The sequence below is a fragment of the Paraburkholderia sp. J94 genome (assembly GCF_905220285.1).
GTDB classification, from domain to species: Bacteria; Pseudomonadota; Gammaproteobacteria; order Burkholderiales; family Burkholderiaceae; genus Paraburkholderia; species Paraburkholderia tropica_A.
Genome location: NZ_CAJMZH010000006.1, coordinates 419,807 through 436,775 on the forward strand (window position 1 = coordinate 419,807; position 16,969 = coordinate 436,775).

13 protein-coding genes are annotated in these 16,969 nt (G+C 64.1%); 2 read left to right on the forward strand and 11 right to left on the reverse strand.

Translation table 11 applies throughout. From position 1 onward, the window contains the following. Nucleotides 1–80: 80 nt before the first annotated feature. The 6 genes from U4Y88_RS15485 to U4Y88_RS15510 all read right to left on the reverse strand — a co-directional run bounded on the left by U4Y88_RS15485 (nt 81) and on the right by U4Y88_RS15510 (nt 5,312). Nucleotides 81–1,304 carry an IscS subfamily cysteine desulfurase gene (locus U4Y88_RS15485; protein ID WP_224013805.1) on the reverse strand — a complete coding sequence of 408 codons (1,224 nt, stop codon included), beginning with the start codon at nt 1,302–1,304 and terminating at the stop codon, nt 81–83. Between the two features lie 67 nt (nt 1,305–1,371). Then, nucleotides 1,372–1,905: a Fe-S cluster assembly transcriptional regulator IscR gene (gene iscR, locus U4Y88_RS15490; protein ID WP_224013803.1), complete on the reverse strand. Its 534-nt coding sequence runs from the start codon at nt 1,903–1,905 to the stop codon at nt 1,372–1,374. Between the two features lie 156 nt (nt 1,906–2,061). Beyond that, on the reverse strand, nt 2,062–2,544 hold the full coding sequence (locus U4Y88_RS15495) for a low molecular weight protein-tyrosine-phosphatase (RefSeq protein WP_224013801.1): 483 nt from the start codon (nt 2,542–2,544) through the stop codon (nt 2,062–2,064). 154 nt (nt 2,545–2,698) lie between these two features. Further along, on the reverse strand, nt 2,699–2,935 hold the full coding sequence (locus U4Y88_RS15500) for a hypothetical protein (protein ID WP_224013800.1): 237 nt from the start codon (nt 2,933–2,935) through the stop codon (nt 2,699–2,701). 136 nt (nt 2,936–3,071) lie between these two features. Beyond that, nucleotides 3,072–4,511, reverse strand: coding sequence for a lactate utilization protein B (locus tag U4Y88_RS15505; RefSeq protein ID WP_321784855.1), 1,440 nt, complete (start codon nt 4,509–4,511; stop codon nt 3,072–3,074). 69 nt (nt 4,512–4,580) lie between these two features. After that, the gene (locus U4Y88_RS15510) at nt 4,581–5,312 is read right to left on the reverse strand and encodes a (Fe-S)-binding protein (RefSeq protein ID WP_310631743.1); all 732 of its coding nucleotides are present in this window, start codon (nt 5,310–5,312) and stop codon (nt 4,581–4,583) included. A gap of 224 nt (nt 5,313–5,536) precedes the next feature. Here U4Y88_RS15510 and U4Y88_RS15515 point away from each other — a divergent pair, with 224 nt between their 5' ends. Continuing rightward, complete coding sequence (locus U4Y88_RS15515; RefSeq protein ID WP_224013911.1) at nt 5,537–6,337, forward strand: IclR family transcriptional regulator; 801 nt, start codon at nt 5,537–5,539, stop codon at nt 6,335–6,337. 118 nt (nt 6,338–6,455) lie between these two features. Here U4Y88_RS15515 and U4Y88_RS15520 read toward each other — a convergent pair whose 3' ends face one another. Further along, complete coding sequence (locus tag U4Y88_RS15520; RefSeq protein ID WP_224013794.1) at nt 6,456–6,980, reverse strand: helix-turn-helix transcriptional regulator; 525 nt, start codon at nt 6,978–6,980, stop codon at nt 6,456–6,458. Nucleotides 6,981–7,631: 651 nt separating this feature from the next. After that, nucleotides 7,632–8,807 (reverse strand): D-alanyl-D-alanine endopeptidase, encoded by a 1,176-nt coding sequence (gene pbpG / locus U4Y88_RS15525; RefSeq protein ID WP_224013792.1) that lies wholly within the window; start codon nt 8,805–8,807, stop codon nt 7,632–7,634. Between the two features lie 757 nt (nt 8,808–9,564). Here pbpG and U4Y88_RS15530 point away from each other — a divergent pair. Further along, complete coding sequence (locus U4Y88_RS15530; RefSeq protein ID WP_205994728.1) at nt 9,565–10,137, forward strand: phasin family protein; 573 nt, start codon at nt 9,565–9,567, stop codon at nt 10,135–10,137. A 347-nt stretch (nt 10,138–10,484) separates the two neighbouring features. Here the strand turns inward: U4Y88_RS15530 and lpdA are convergent, their stop codons facing one another. From lpdA to aceE, 3 genes are all read right to left on the reverse strand, one after another. After that, entirely contained in the window at nt 10,485–12,260 is a 1,776-nt protein-coding gene (lpdA, locus tag U4Y88_RS15535) for a dihydrolipoyl dehydrogenase (RefSeq protein ID WP_321784857.1), read from the reverse strand. 97 nt (nt 12,261–12,357) lie between these two features. Beyond that, entirely contained in the window at nt 12,358–14,016 is a 1,659-nt protein-coding gene (gene aceF / locus U4Y88_RS15540) for a dihydrolipoyllysine-residue acetyltransferase (RefSeq protein WP_321784859.1), read from the reverse strand. Nucleotides 14,017–14,095: 79 nt separating this feature from the next. Continuing rightward, nucleotides 14,096–16,792: a pyruvate dehydrogenase (acetyl-transferring), homodimeric type gene (aceE, locus tag U4Y88_RS15545; protein ID WP_224015367.1), complete on the reverse strand. Its 2,697-nt coding sequence runs from the start codon at nt 16,790–16,792 to the stop codon at nt 14,096–14,098. Nucleotides 16,793–16,969 lie beyond the last annotated feature (177 nt).

Below are 16,969 nucleotides of genomic sequence, written 5' to 3' on the forward strand. Positions count from 1 at the left end.
CGTTGGCCGCGCGGCAGTTTCGTGTGCGCTGCGGCCGGGTCGATGTTCGCTTTGCGTCGCGTGAAACTCTGCGCGCTGACTTAGTGCGCCGCCCACTGGATGGTCGACAGGTCGATGCCATCCTTGTGCATTTCCCACAGCGGCGAGAGTTCGCGCAGCTTGGCGATCTTCGTCTTCAGCAGGTTGATCACATAGTCGACGTCCTGCTCCGTCGTGAAACGGCCCACCGTGAAGCGGATTGAGCTGTGCGCCAGTTCGTCGTTGCGGCCGAGCGCGCGCAGCACGTACGACGGTTCCAGCGAAGCCGACGTGCACGCCGAACCCGACGACACCGCCACGTCCTTCACCGCCATGATCAGCGACTCGCCTTCGACGAAGTTGAAGCTGATGTTCAGGTTGTGCGGGACACGCTGTTCCATGTCGCCGTTCACGTAGGTTTCTTCGATTTGCGAGAGGCCCTTGAGCAGACGGTCGCGCAGCATGCGCACGCGCTCGTTTTCCGTCGCCATCTCTTCACGCGCGATGCGGAACGCTTCGCCCATGCCGACGATCTGGTGCGTCGCCAGCGTGCCCGAACGCATACCGCGCTCGTGACCGCCGCCGTGCATCTGCGCTTCGATACGCACGCGCGGCTTGCGACGCACGTACAGCGCGCCGATGCCCTTCGGGCCGTAGGTCTTGTGCGCCGAGAACGACATCAGGTCGACCTTGAGCTTTTGCAGGTCGATGGGCGTCTTGCCCGTCGATTGCGCGGCGTCGACGTGGAACACGATGCCCTTTTCGCGGCAGATTTCGCCGATGGTCTCGATGTCCTGGATCACGCCGATCTCGTTGTTCACGTGCATCACGGAAACGAGGATCGTGTCCGGGCGGATCGCCGCCTTGAACGCTTCGAGGTCGATCAGGCCGTTGTCCAGCACCGGCAGATACGTGACTTCATAGCCTTCGCGCTCGAGCTCGCGGCAGGTGTCGAGCACGGCCTTGTGCTCGGTCTTCACCGTGATGATGTGCTTGCCCTTGCTCTTGTAGAAGTGCGCAGCACCCTTGATCGCGAGGTTGTCCGATTCGGTCGCGCCGGAGGTCCAGATGATTTCGCGCGGGTCGGCGTTGACGAGCGCGGCAACCTGCTCGCGCGCTTCCTCGACCGCACGCTCCGCGTCCCAGCCGTAGGCGTGGCTGCGCGAAGCCGGATTGCCGAACTGCTCGCGCAGGTACGGAATCATCTTGTCCACCACACGCGGGTCGACCGGCGTCGTCGCGCTGTAGTCCATGTAAATGGGCAGGTGGGGAATATCGTTATTCATCTATCGCTCCGGGGAATCTTTGTGCTGCGCTGTACTGTGTAGTGCGTCCTGGCGGCTCGGATCAAGCTCACGAACTCGCCATGTTGAAAATCGAGTTCGGCCCTAGCGGCACGGCCCTCACCGGCTCCACCGCGGGTGCCTCGGCGCGGCGGTCGCGGATGACGGTCGGCGCGGCGCCTTCGCGGGCGCGCTGCTTGTCCACCAGATCCTTGAGCGACACGGAGTCGAGGTACTCGACCATCTTCTGGTTCAGCGTGGACCAGAGTTCGTGCGTCATGCAGTGGCCGTCGTGCTGCTTGGTGCCCTCGCAGGCGCCCTTGCCGCCGCACTGGGTGGCATCGAGCGGCTCGTCCACGGCAATGATGATGTCCGCGACCGTGACGTCCTCCGCGCGGCGCGCGAGGTTGTACCCGCCGCCCGGCCCGCGGACCGATTCGACGATTTCATGACGGCGGAGCTTGCCGAACAGCTGTTCGAGGTACGACAGCGAAATGTGCTGGCGCTGGCTGATACCCGCAAGCGTCACCGGGCCCTGCTCCTGGCGCAGGGCCAGGTCGATCATCGCCGTGACGGCGAAACGGCCTTTCGTGGTGAGTCTCATGATGGTAGGGGAACCGCAATTCTCGACAATTTTCGTCAAGTATAAATACATGACTAGTTTAGTCAAGTATCCGTGCCGCCATTCGGGTTATTAGGCACATGACGAAAAGGTAAAACGGCGCACATCCTGCTCAACGCGTGCGCCGCACCGTTCACTTCAATCCACCAGTTGCGGACGCAGCGCCGCCAGCAGGCCCGCGCAAGCGGCCTCGCACTGGTCGAGCACCGCTTCGAAGCCCGCCGCGCCGCCGAAATAAGGGTCGGTAACCACGCGATCCTGCGCGTTCGGCGCGAATTCCATCAGCAAGCGGATCTTGTCGCGCTCGCTGGCCGGCGCGACCTGATGCAGCGCGGTCACGTTGGCGTCGTCCATCGCGACGATCAGATCGAACGCCGCGAAATCTTCCTGCGCGATCTGGCGCGCGCGCAGCGGCGCGAGATCGTAGCCGCGCTGCTTGCCCGCGCGCTGGGCGCGCTCGTCGGGCGCCTCGCCGATGTGCCAGTTGCCGGTGCCCGCCGAATCGACCACCACGCGACCGTTCAGGCCCGCCTGCTCGACCATGCGCAGCATCACCGCTTCAGCCGTGGGCGAGCGGCAGATGTTGCCGAGGCAAACGAAACAGACGGAAACCTTGTTCATCGTGTCGGGGTGGGACTGGACGCGGTACAGAGCCGTCCAGTCGATAGTCAGATACGTCAGAGCAAAGCCGGGACCGGAACCGCATCCGGGCGAATCCGCAATTATACAAAGTGCGGCAAATGCGCGCTCGTGATGCCCGCGCCGCCCGGGATGCTCAGATCGTGCTTGCCTGCGGCAGCGGGTTCACGGCACGCATCGCCTTGACGGGCGCCTTCACGTCGCCGGTATTCCCGACAAGGCCATACGACACAGCGCGCGCCAGTTCGGCGCTCACCTGATCGGCGGCGAGCGGCAGTTGCTGCTCGGCGGTATTCCAGGCGTGAACCCATGCAACTGCCGCGAGCGGCACGATCAGCGCCAGCGGCCAATACACCACTATTTTCTTTTTCATGATGCGACTCTCTCTCGACTGTGGGGCGAGGTGCTTGAGACGCACTATCGCCAGTCGAAATGATATAGACGATCGCAATCAGGAAAAACCCGGCAAAGACGAACACACTGTTGCCGCAGATTAAACAGTGGCCGATTTACGGTTGACGATGCCGTGTCGTGTTGGCGTCCAGATGCGTCTGGCGCGCCGCGTAAAGCTCGCGGAACGTGCGTCCGACCGGCGTGGGCATGTCGCGCCCCTCGGTCCAGCCGCGCGCGAACGGCAATTTACGGATCGCCTGCCCTTGCCGACCCATGCGCTCCAGTACGCGCACGCCGAGTTTCGTCAACAGCCCGTAGGCCGTGGGATGCAGCGCGAACCAGCCCCACACGGCGAGCGCCGCGCGCTCGCGCCACGGCCGCAGCTTGCGTTCGGTCTGCTTCTCGCGCAGCTTGCGCAGCAGATCGGACAGCGGAATGCCGACCGGACAGACGCTGTTGCACTCGCCGCACAGCGTGGCGGCCTGCGGCAGATCGAGCGCCTTCTCGATGCCGACGTAGCTGGGCGTGAGCACCGAACCCATCGGCCCCGGATAGACCCAGCCGTAGGCGTGGCCGCCGACCTTCTGATAAACGGGACAGTGGTTCATGCACGCGCCGCATCGTATACAGCGCAGCATGTCCTGGAACTCGCCGCCGATCAGCCCGGTGCGGCCGCCGTCGACGAGCACCACATACATATGCTCCGGCCCGTCCTGGTCGCCGGGCCCGCGCGGGCCGGTGAGCATCGAAAAATAGTTCGACGTGGCCTGCCCGGTCGCCGAACGCGGCAGCAGGCGCATGGCCGTGGCGAGATCCTCCAGCGTGGGCAGCACCTTTTCGATGCCGGTGACCGCCACGTGCACGCGCGGCATCACCGTACACATGCCCTCGTTGCCCTCGTTCGTGACCAACACGACCGAACCCGTTTCCGCGACGAGGAAGTTGCCGCCCGTCACGCCCATATCCGCCGACAGAAAGTGCGGACGCAGCACTTCGCGCGCCTCGCGCGTCATGTCGGGAATCTCGGTGAGACGCGGCTTATGGTGCGTCTGCGCGAACAGGTCGGCGATCTCGTCCTTATCCTTGTGGACGACGGGCGCAATGATGTGGCTCGGCGGCTCGTTGTTGTTGATCTGGAGGATGTACTCGCCGAGATCCGTCTCGATGGACTGCACGCCCATCTGCGCGAGCACGGTGTTCAGCTGCATTTCCTCGGACACCATCGACTTCGTCTTGATGACCTTGCGCACCTCGTGCTTGCGCGCGATGTCGGCCACCAGTTGCGCCGCGTCGCGCGCCGTCTCCGCGAACAGCACCGTCACGCCGCGCCGCGTGGCCTCGGCCTCGAACTGCTCGATCCAGACGTCGAGGTTCTCCAGCGCGCGGTTGCGGCGCTCCTTGAGCGCGGCGCGCGTGGCCGCGAAATCGATGGCCGTGATGGCCTCCGCGCGCGCGGTGACGAACTTGGTCGAGAGCTTCTTGAGGTTCTGCTGCAGGCGCTGGTCGGCAAGCTTCTGGCCGGCGCGCGCCTTGAACTGCATCGATTGGACTTGCATGGCGTGGTGTCGGGGCGAATGGTGGCGTGAACGTGCGGATTGAGCCGCGTGCGTGGACAAAGCGGCGCGTCAGACGTCGCCGGCCAGCACCTGTGCGATATGCAGCACGCGCGTGTGCGCATCGCCGGTACGGCGCAAGCGCCCTTCGATGTTCAACATGCAACCGAGGTCGCCGAGCACGACCGCGCCCGTGCCGCTCGCCTGCACGTTCATGCATTTTTCGTCGGCGATCGCGGTGGAAATCGCGCCGTACTTGACCGCGAAAGTGCCGCCAAAGCCGCAGCAATGCTCGCAGTCCTTCATCTCCTGGACTTCGACGCCGCGTTGGGCGAGCAGCGCGCGCGGCTGCGCCTTCACGCCCAGTTCGCGCAGCCCCGAGCACGAATCGTGATACGTCACCGGGCCGCGAAACTCGCCTTCAGGCACTTCGGGCAGCGTGACTTGAGCGACATTGACGAGAAAATCGGTCAGTTCGTAGACCCGCTCGCGCAGCTTGCCGTAGCGCGACATCAGCTCGGGATCGTCGCGGAACAGGTCGCCGTAGTGCACGCGGATCATGCCGCCGCACGAACCCGACGGCACCACCACGTAGTCGAACTGCTCGAATTCTCGCAGCGTCTTTTCGGCCAGGTCGCGTGCGAGCGGGCGCTCGCCCGAGTTGTAGGCCGGCTGCCCGCAACAGGTTTGCGCGGACGGCACGACGACTTCGTAGCCCGCCGCTTCGAGCAGTTTGATCGTCGAAAAACCGATCTCGGGGCGCATCGTGTCGATGAGGCAGGTGACGAACAAACCGACTCGCATGGGGACTCCTCCTAAAAACCGTCCCCGATTATCCGATGTTTCGCGCTCACCACCAACGCGGGCCTGCCCGGGTTTTACTCGCCCCGACGCGCGCCGAACACGGCCGCCGACTCCTTGATCCGCCCCTGCGGCGGTGCAGCAACGGCTCCCGCCAGGCGCTTACTTTTTTCACCATACGAGATACAATGGATTTTCCGCTTCACGCGTCAAACGAAAAAGCACCCATGAGCGACACCAATCCGGATCCGAAGACCTCGATTCAGGTGATCGAGCGCATGATGCGGCTCCTCGACGCACTTGCCGCGCATACCGACCCCGTCAGCCTGAAAGAATTGGCGCAGCGCACGGAACTGCATCCGTCGACCGCGCACCGCATTCTCAACGACATGGTCAGCTGCCGCCTGGTCGATCGTTCCGATCCCGGCACGTACCGGCTGGGCATGCGTCTGCTCGAACTCGGCAACCTCGTGAAAGCGCGCCTTTCGGTGCGTGATGCGGCGCTTTCGCCGATGCGCGAACTGCACCGCCTCACGGGGCAGACCGTCAATCTTTCCGTGCGCCAGGGCGACGAAATCGTTTATATCGAGCGCGCCTATTCGGAGCGCTCGGGCATGCAGGTCGTGCGCGCTATTGGCGGCCGCGCCCCGCTGCACCTCACCTCGGTCGGCAAACTGTTTCTCGCCGCCGACGAAGCCACCCGCGTGCGCGCCTACGCAACGCGTACCGGCCTCTCGGGCCACACGCGCAACAGCATTACGGACCTCAGCCGCCTGGAACGCGAACTCGCCCATGTGCGCCAGCAATCGTGCGCGCGCGACAACGAAGAACTCGAGTTGGGCGTTCGCTGCATTGCCGCAGGCATTTACGACGATACCGGCAAGCTCGTGGCAGGCCTGTCGCTTTCCGCGCCCGCGGACCGCTTGCAGGACTCGTGGCTCGGGCAGTTGAGCAAGACCGCGCTGACGATTTCCGAGTCGCTGGGTTATCACCCGGAAATCGCCGACGGCAACGTGCAGACGGCCTGACGTAGAACCGGACGTAGCACGGATGCGCGTATCGCATCGCATGAAGCGGAGGCAAGCCCTCCGCTTTTTTTCGCCCGCTCGACGCATTGCGCGCGAGAACGCCGAACTCGCGCCCAACTCAGCCCACAAGCGCTTCGAGTTGCTGATCGACCTGCGTATCGAGTGCGCGCGCCTCTTTCGCCAGATTGACCTGCCTGGCCGTGTGCGCCGTTTCCAGCAAACTCGAGCTGATGGTGTAACCGTCGCGGCCAACGAGCCACGTGAGGATGTCGCTCAAATGCCAGAGCGACGGACTACCTTCGTGGACCGGTTGCGGGAAATCGGCCGCATGCACGAGCATCAGCTTGCGCATGTTCTGGCGCGACATGCCCGTCATGTCCGCGACGTCGGTCAAGCCGACAAAGTCGGGCGCCGCCTCCACGAGCCGCGCGGACGGCGCCGCTTCCTTCACGTTCTGCAAGGCTGTATAGATGGCCTCCCACGCCGTGGCGCTGTCACGCGTGAACGCCAGCGCGATGCGCCCCGGCAAGCCGACGCCGAGGGTGGCGTCGTCGCAGCCCGCTTGCGCGAGCCGCTCGACGAGCGCGTCGTGGTCGCTGTCTTCCGGTGCAAGCTGATACTTGAGCGTGAAAACGTATTCCATGCCTGACTCCTGCTCTACTCATGCCTGTGAGGCCCAACGGGCCGCTCTGACCTGCCTTGATGCCGCGCGCTTTCGGCCACACGGCTCGCCACACTTCCAGCCACACTTCCGGCTGCACCGCCGACCGGCGCCTTCACGGGCGCCTTCACTCGCTGCGCCGTGCAGTTGTCCACCACACGCTTAAGCATGTTTGCGTGATTCCCTGCGTTGCGCGGCGTGCTCCAGATGCTCGTGATGCAGAATTCGCCACAACGGCAATCGGCCTGATTGAGCGGGCAAAACATTCTTCCCCACGCGTGACCATTGCCTTTACCTGGCATCACTAACCAACCTTGGGTTTCGGCATAAACCAGCGCCGCCTCGACCTCTTTCTTCGCATGCGATCGTCTCATCGACAAGCCCAGTGTATGTATCGTCAACATGGTTGTCAACTGACAACCATCAAACTCCAGTCGAACTCGATGCCCGGCTGGCCGCCTTGATCCATCACTGGAAATCTTGCCGATCGAATGCTCGCGTAGAAAGCTGGCCGGATGGCGTAGGAGCAGACGCGCCACCCCTCGGCGCCCTCCCAATCCGCGACCCAAAACAAAAACGCCCCGCAATTGCGGGGCGTTCTGCGAAACGAACTCGGTGCTGGCGTGAGGCGGCTCAGGTGCCGGCGCCGCCTGCGTCCGCGCTCGTGATATGCGGCTGCTGATCGGCGCCGCCATTGTCCAGCCACGTGCGCACACGCGTGGCGTCGGCGAAGCGCGAGTACTTGCCGCTCGAATCGAGCAGCACCATGATCACCGGACGGCCATGCACGACCGTCTGCATCACAAGGCACTCACCCGCTTCGTTGATGAAACCAGTCTTCTGCAGGCCGATGTCCCACGACGGATTGCGGATCAGCGCGTTCGTGCTGTTGTAGGCCAGGTTGCGCTTGCCCGTGAACACGTCGTAGCTGCGGTCGGTCGAGAACTGACGGATCATCGGATACTGATACGCCGCGTTCACCATCTTCACGAGGTCACGTGCGCTCGACACGTTGTGGCTCGTCAGACCCGTGGAGTTCTCGAAATGCGTGTCGGTCATGCCGAGCTGCTTCGCCTTGGCGTTCATCGCGGCGATGAACGCCGGACGGCCGCCCGGGTAGTAACGCGACAGCGCGGCGGCGGCGCGGTTTTCCGACGCCATCAGCGCGATGTGCAGCATGTCTTCACGCGACAGCACCGAGCCGACCGACAGGCGCGAGCCCGTGTTCTTCTCGTAGTCGCGGTCTTCGTCGGTGACTTCGATCTGCTCGGTGAGCGGCGCCTTCGAGTCGAGCACGACCATCGCGGTCATGAGCTTCGAGATCGAGGCGATCGGCACCACGGCGCGCGAGTTCTTGTCGAACAGCGGCTCGAGCGAGTTCTGGTCGACCACGTAAGCCACGCCCGAGCGCAGCATCAGCGAATCGGGCGTCTCATGCAGGCCGAACGCCTGGCCAGCGGTGGGCTGACGCGGCTCGAAAGCCACGCGGCGCACGGCCGTGTGATGGCGGCCGTTCATCGTGTAGGCCACGCGGCGTTTCTTCGCCACCGGGCGCGCGTCGTCGTCCTTGGCTGCGACAGTACGGGCAGCGCCCGCCTTCTTCGCAACCTTGGCCGATGCCGGCGCAACCTTTTTGGTGGACTTCTTCGCCTTGGCCGTATTGGCCGCAGCGGTGTTCTGCGACGCAGCAAACGCGCCCTCGGGCACGAATAGCGTCGCACTGATGGCCACGGACACAGCCACCGACAGCGCGGTGCTGACAACCGATGAGGGCACCAGCTTGAACGACAGGAACTTGTCGGATTTCATTGGTGTTCTGGATGGAGCGGCGGGATCGTTCGCCAAGTGTAGTAAAACCACGAAAAATTCGCAAATTGAAGCACTTATGGCTGCTCGTTAAACCGAAATCTGGTTCTTGATTGAGTAGACCAATACGCTTCACATTCTCGATGGACAGAGACAATCGTCCGGGCGGTCCCGCCCTGCTGCGCCAATGGCCGGCAACTATTGCTGTCGCCTACGCATTAACGGCGCACGTTGTGCAGAACTTTATGTGGGATAAATACCGGGGACGATGCTCAGACGCCAGTGCTGCCGAACCGCGCGACGCGTGTTCGACCGGGCTTTCGACCGGAATGGATCTTTAACGTTCCATGACGCAATCTGGTGGACGCGTTAAGTGAAATCCCGCACATGACTTCCTCGAATCCGACGGCGCAACCTCCGATGTGCCGTCAGGCTCAATCTTGCCAGAATCAGCGCGCATATGCCTGGCCTTCTCCAGCAAGGCCTGGCGCCGGTTTGCGCCCTGCCCTTGCGGGGCGTCATGCCGCACGCCGCCAACCGGCACGCAATTTGCCCCATGCGAGTCGCATAAGTGTCTGTTTAATAACAAATAAATGACATGGTGCGACGCACCAAAAGACGCTTGACTTTCGGCTCAGGCGTCCTAAAATCGTCTGTAATGTTGCGACGCACCAATGCGCCCGGCAGATCACCCAGCGTCTTGCCACTTACTCCAGGCGGTCCACCCACACGAGGCCGCCAACCATCCAGGAGCGTAAACATGAGTCTGCTGACCCCTGAGCAATTCGTCGCCGCCCAGAAAGCCAACCTCGAAACCCTGTTCGGCCTCACCGGCAAGGCATTCGAAGGCGTGGAAAAGCTCGTCGAATTGAACCTTCAGGCCGTTCGCTCGAATCTGGCGGAATCGCAGGAACACGCGCAGCGCGCGCTGTCGGTGAAGGATGCGCAGGAACTGCTCGCACTGCAATCGAGCTACGCCCAACCGCTCGCCGAAAAGGTGCTCTCGTACGGCCGCCACGTCTACGAAATCGCTTCGGCCACGCAAGCCGAATTCGCGAAGGTCGCTGAAGCTCACTACGAAGAGCAGAACCGCAAGGTGCAATCGCTCGTCGACAACGTCGCGAAGAACGCACCGGCCGGTTCGGAAACCGCTGTCGCCGTGATCAAGTCGGCCATCAACGCCGCGAACACCACGTACGAAACGGTCCACAAGGCCACCAAGCAAGCGGTCGAAATGGCCGAAAGCAACTTCAACGCCGCCACCGCTGCGGCCAGCAAGGCCGCCGCGCAAGCTTCGCGCTCGGCAGCCGCTTCGGCCAAGAAGACGGTCTGAAGCCCCGGTCCGACACTCATCTTCAGACCCCGCCGGCCCGCACCGGCTGATCGCTGGAGACCGCCGGACCAAGAACCGCTGAACGGGGCGCGCGCCGCAACGGCTGCGCGCTCCGCGCCGGACTGACGCTCCGGTATGCCGCAAGGTATGCCACTTACCCGGTCGCCCGACCGGGAATCTTTTTTACCGCGTCAGTCGCCGCGCACTTTGCCGCGCCGGCGCGCCTCTCGAAGCTCCCGCCCGCCCCGTCCAGGCTCGGGGCACCGCACAAAGAAAAACGGCGCACTCCCTGAGGAGTGCGCCGTTTGCTTACGTGCATGCCGCCAGCGAGCGCGGCACGCAGCGTCTTACTTCTTTTTCTGCGGCGGCAGATCGGTACAGACGCCTTCGTACAACTCGGCGGCCATGCCGACGGATTCGCCCAGCGTCGGGTGCGGGTGAATCGTCTTGCCGATGTCGGTCGCGTCCGCGCCCATTTCCACCGCGAGGCAGACTTCGCTGATCAGATCGCCCGCATTCAGGCCGACGATGCCGCCGCCGATCACGCGATGCGTCTCTTCGTCGAAAATCAGCTTGGTGAAGCCCTCGTCGCGGCCGTTGGCGATCGCGCGGCCCGAAGCGGCCCACGGGAACACCGCCTTGCCGTACTTGATGCCTTCGGCCTTGCACTGATCTTCGGTCTTGCCGGCCCACGCCACTTCCGGGTCGGTGTAGGCCACCGACGGAATCTGCAGCGCGTCGAAGTATGCCTTCTCGCCGTGCGCCGCTTCCGCCGCCACGTGGCCTTCATGCACGGCCTTGTGCGCGAGCATCGGCTGGCCGACCACGTCGCCGATTGCGAAGATGTGCGGCACGTTGGTGCGCATCTGCTTGTCGACGTCGATGAAGCCGCGATCCGTCACCGCCACGCCGGCCTTGTCCGCGCCGATCTTCTTGCCGTTGGGCGAGCGGCCCACGGCGACCAGCACGAGGTCGTAGCGCTGCGCTTCGGCCGGAGCCTTTTCGCCTTCGAACGTGACGTAAATGCCGTCTTCCTTCGCTTCGGCCTTCGTCGTCTTGGTCTTGAGCATGACATTCGCGAAGCGCTTCGCGTTGTACTTCTCCCAGACCTTGACGAGATCGCGGTCCGCGCCGGCCATCAGGCCGTCGAGCATTTCCACGACGTCGATCTGCGCGCCGAGCGTCGAGTAGACCGTCGCCATTTCCAGACCGATGATGCCGCCGCCGATCACCAGCATTTTCTGCGGCAGCTGACGCAGTTCCAGCGCGCCGGTCGAGTCGACCACGCGCGGATCTTCCGGCATGAACGGCAGCTTCACGGCCTGCGAACCCGCAGCGATGATCGCCTGCTTGAACTTGACGATCTTCTTGCCGCCCTCGCCCGCCACTTCCATGTGGTACGGATCGATGAACGAGCCGAGGCCCGTCACGACTTCGACCTTGCGCGCCTTGGCCATGCCGGCGAGACCGCCGGTCAGCTTCTTGACGACGCCCGACTTGAAGTCGCGCAGCTTGTCGAGATCGACTTGCGGCTTGCCGAACGAGATGCCGTGCGATTCGAGCGAAGCGGCTTCGTCGATCACGAGCGCCGTATGCAGCAGCGCCTTCGACGGGATGCAGCCGACGTTCAGACACACGCCGCCAAGCGTCGAATAACGCTCGACCAGCACGGTCTTCATGCCGAGGTCGGCGGAGCGGAACGCTGCCGAGTAGCCGCCGGGGCCGGCGCCGAGCACGAGCATGTCGCATTCGACGTCTACGTTGCCGCTGAAGCTGCCGGCTTGCGGTGCCGGTGCTGCTGCCTTCGGTGCCTCCGCAGCCTTGGGCGCTTCGGCCTTCGGCGCGGCGGCCGGTGCGGGCGCAGCCGCCGGTGTGGCAACCGCTTCCGACACTTCGACGATCGCGACCAGCGTGCCTTGCGACGCCTTGTCGCCGGCCTTGATCTTCACTTCCTTGACCGTGCCCGCGACATCGCTGGGCACTTCCATCGTGGCCTTGTCCGACTCGAGCGAGAGCAGCGACTGCTCTTTCTCGATCACGTCGCCCGGCTTGATGTTGACTTCGATGACGTCGATGTCCTTGAAGTCGCCGATATCCGGCACTTTCACTTCGACGAGACTCATGGTGTCCCCTTCAGGAACGACCGGCCGCGCCTGTCGCGGCGCGCATCGGCTTGAACAAGCGGATGCGGCGCGGCGGCGCGGGCCGGTCGAAGCGGTTTTACAGGATCACGCGGCGGAAATCGCCGAGGATCGCGCCGAGGTACGCGTTGAAGCGCGCGGCAGCCGCGCCGTCGATCACGCGGTGGTCGTACGAGAGCGAGAGCGGCAGCGTGAGGCGCGGCACGAACTGCTTGCCGTCCCACACAGGCTTCATCGCGCTCTTCGACAGGCCGAGGATCGCCACTTCCGGCGCATTGATGATCGGCGTGAAATGCGTGCCGCCGATGCCGCCGAGCGACGAGATCGAGAAGCAGCCGCCTTGCATCTGGTCCGGCTTGAGCTTGCCGTCACGCGCGAGCTTCGAGAGCTCGGTCATTTCCTTGGCGATGTCGACGAGACCCTTCTTGTCGGCGTCGCGGATCACCGGAACGACGAGGCCGTTCGGCGTGTCGGCGGCAAAACCGATGTGGAAGTACTGCTTGAAGACGAGGTTGTCGCCGTCGAGGCTCGCGTTGAACGCCGGGAACTTCTTGAGCGCCGCAACCACCGCCTTGATGACGAACGCCAGCATCGTGAACTTCACGCCGGCCTTCTCGTTTTCCTTGTTCAGCTGCACGCGCAGCGCTTCGAGGTCGGTGATGTCCGCTTCATCGTTGTTCGTGACGTGCGGGATCATGACCCAGTTGCGGTGCAGGTTCGCGCCCGAGATCTTCTTGATGCGCGACAGCGGCTGCGTGTCGATCGGGCCGAACTTCGTGAAGTCGACCTTCGGCCACGGCAGCAGGTTCAGGCCCGCGCCGCTTGCCGGAGCTGCGGCGGCAGCCGGAGCCGCCGTCTGGCCGCTCATGACGCCCTTCACGAACGCCGTGATGTCGGCCTGCGTGATGCGGCCCTTAGGACCCGTGCCGCCGACGCGTGCAACGTCGACGCCCAGATCGCGTGCGAACTTGCGCACCGAAGGCGAAGCGTGGCTCGGACGGCGCGCGCCGCCTTCGCCTGCCGGGATGATCGGAGCTTGCGCGAGTGCCGAGGGCGCAGCGGGCGCGGCCTTGGCGGGCGCAGCCTGCGGTGCGTCGGACGGCTGCTCGGCCGGCGCCTTCGCAGCCGGTGCGGGCGCAGCGGCTGCCGCACCTTCCGCTTCCACGACGATGATTTCCGCGCCTTCCGACACGCTGTCACCGACCTTGACCTTGATTTCCTTGACGATACCCGCGACCGGGCTCGGCACATCCATCGTCGCCTTGTCCGATTCGAGCGTGACGAGCGACTGCTCCTTCTCGACACGGTCGCCGACCTTCACGCCGATCTCGATGACCGGAACGTCCTTGTAGTCGCCGATATCGGGGACCTTGACGGTCTGCACGCCGCCGCTCGCGGCGGGCGCAGCAGCAGCCGGGGCCGGTGCGGGCGCAGCGGCTTGCGCAGGCGCGGCGGCCGGGGCAGCGGCCGGTGCAGCAGCGGGAGCCGCGGCAGCGCCGGCGCCTTCCAGCACGAGGACGAGCACGCCTTCCGAGACGTTGTCGCCGACCTTGACCTTCACTTCCTTCACCGTGCCCGACGCCGGGCTCGGCACGTCCATCGTCGCCTTGTCCGACTCCAGCGTGATGAGCGATTGCTCTTTCTCGACGGTATCACCCGCCTTGACCAGCACCTCGATCACAGGAATGTCCTTGTAATCGCCGATGTCCGGCACTTTGACTTCGATCGCTTGACTCATTGTTAGTGTCTCCGGGGCCGCACAAAACGCGCCTCCCCGCTTCGGGGAGGCGCGCATGCCATGCACAGGGGGTGATGCGTTAGACGGTCATCGGGTTGGGTTTCGACGGATCGAGGTTGTACTTGGCGATCGCTTCGCCGACAACCTTGCGCTCGATCTTGCCTTCGTCCGCGAGCGCGTTGAGCGCCGCAACCGTCGTCCAGTAACGATCGACTTCGAAGAAGTGACGCAGCTTTTCACGCGTGTCCGAACGGCCGAAACCGTCGGTGCCGAGCACCACGAACTTGCGCGGCACGAGGCCACGGATCTGGTCGACCAGCGCGCGCACATAGTCGGTCGAAGCGATGACCGGGCCTTCCGTGCCCTTCAGCAGCTTCTCGACGTGCGATTCGCGGCGCGGCTCGCTCGGGTGCAGCAGGTTCCAGCGCTCGACTTCGTGGCCTTCGCGGGCCAGTTCCGTGAAGCTCGGGACGCTCCAGAGGTCGGCTTCGACGCCCCAGTCGTTCTTGAGCAGGTCGGCGGCGGCGATCACTTCGTTGAAGATCGTGCCTGCGCCCAGCAGTTGAACGCGCGGGCCCTTGGCCTTCGCGTCCGCCTTGCGGAACGAGTACATGCCCTTGATGATGTCGGCGGCCACGTGCTCGCCCTGCGGAATCGCCGGGTGCTCGTAGTTCTCGTTCATCACGGTGATGTAATAGAACACGTCTTCCTGGTTCTGCACCATGCGGCGCAGACCGTCCTGCATGATCACGGCGAGTTCATAGCCGAACGTCGGGTCGTAGTTCACGCAGTTCGGCACCGAAGCGGCCCACAGGAGCGAGTGGCCGTCTTCGTGCTGCAGGCCTTCGCCGTTCAGCGTCGTGCGGCCCGCGGTGCCGCCCAGCAGGAAGCCGCGCGAACGCATGTCGCCTGCGGCCCACACCAGGTCGCCGATACGCTGGAGACCGAACATCGAATAGAAGATGTAGAACGGGATCATCGTCTCGCCGTGCGTCGAGTACGACGTCGCGGCTGCGATCCAGTCCGACATGCCGCCGGCTTCGTTGATGCCTTCCTGCAGGATCTGACCGGTCTGCGATTCCTTGTAGAACATCAGCTGGTCGGAATCTTCCGGCACGTACTTCTGGCCGTCCTGATTCCAGATGCCGATCTGGCGGAACAGACCTTCCATGCCGAAGGTACGCGACTCGTCCGGCACGATCGGCACGACGCGCTTACCGAGCGCCTTGTCCTTGAGCAGGATGTTCAGGATCCGCACGAACGCCATCGTCGTGGAGATCTCGCGGCCTTCGCCCGTGCCCTTGAGCAGCGGCTCGAACGCGTCGAGCGCCGGCACCGGCAGCGACTCCGCCTTCTGGCGGCGCGCCGGCAGGTAACCGCCGAGGTCCATGCGCTTCTGGCGCATGTATTCGAGTTCCTTCGAGCCTTCCTCGAACTTGAGGTACGGCACGTCGACGATCTGCTCGTCGGTGATCGGCAGACGGAACTGGTCGCGGAACTTCTTGAGCTGATCCACCTGCATCTTCTTCTGCTGGTGGGTGATGTTCATCGCCTGACCGGCTTCGCCCATGCCATAGCCCTTGATCGTCTTGGCGAGGATCAGGGTCGGCTGGCCCTTGGCGTGCTGGGCCTGATGGAACGCCGCGTAGATCTTGTGCGGGTCGTGGCCGCCGCGGTTCAGGTTCCAGATGTCGTCGTCGGACCAGTCGGCGACCAGCGCCTTCAGTTCCGGCGTGTTGAAGAAGTGCTCGCGAACATACGCGCCCGACTCCGACTTGTACGTCTGGTACTCGCCGTCGACGACTTCCATCATGCGGCGCATCAGCGCGCCCGATTTGTCGCGTGCGAACAGCGCGTCCCAGCGCGAACCCCAGACGACCTTGATGACGTTCCAGCCGGCGCCGCGGAACTCGCTTTCGAGTTCCTGGATGATCTTGCCGTTGCCGCGCACCGGGCCGTCGAGACGCTGCAGATTGCAGTTGATGACGAACACGAGGTTGTCCAGACGCTCGCGGCCGGCCATGCCGATCGCGCCGAGCGATTCCGGCTCGTCCGTTTCACCGTCGCCGAGGAAGGCCCAGACCTTGCGGCCTTCGGTCTTCGTGATGCCGCGCGCCTGCATGTACTTCATGAAGCGGGCCTGGTAGATCGCCATGATCGGGCCGAGACCCATCGAGACGGTCGGGAACTGCCAGAAGTCCGGCATCAGCCACGGGTGCGGATACGACGAGATGCCGCCGCCGTCGACTTCCTGACGGAAGTTGTCGAGCTGGTTCTCGGTCAGACGGCCGAGCAGGAACGCGCGCGAGTAGACGCCCGGCGACGAGTGGCCCTGCACGAAAATCAGATCGCCGCCGTGTTCGGCGGAGGGCGCGTGCCAGAAGTGGTTGTAGCCGACGTCATACAGCGTGGCTGCCGACGCGAACGACGCGATGTGGCCGCCCACGTTCGTGTGCTTGCCCGCGCGCAGCACCATGGCCATGGCGTTCCAGCGCGTGTACGAGCGGATGCGGTGTTCGATGTCCTGGTCGCCGGGGTTCTTGGCCTGGTTGGCGACCGGGATGGTGTTGATGTACGGCGTGTTCGCCGAGAACGGCAGATGCTCGCCGTGCACACGGGCGAATTCGATCTGCTTTTCGATCAGGTAGTGGGCGCGGTCGGGACCGACGGTCGAAATGACGCCATCGAGCGCCTCGAGCCATTCGGCGGTTTCCTGGGGATCCTCGTCCTTGTCGGCGGCAACGTACTTCAGGACTTCGTCGGGTACAGCGGACATGCTCGTCTCCTGGATGTAGGGGAACGCTGTTGATCGGACCATGCGGGCGACGACGCCCAGACGTAACCGGGCCGACCGCAGCAGCTTTGCGGGCGATTGTAATGACGCCCCCCGAACTCGCGCAAGGAAATTTTCGAATCGCGAGATGACATTTCATAATGCGATAAATTGTTGCAG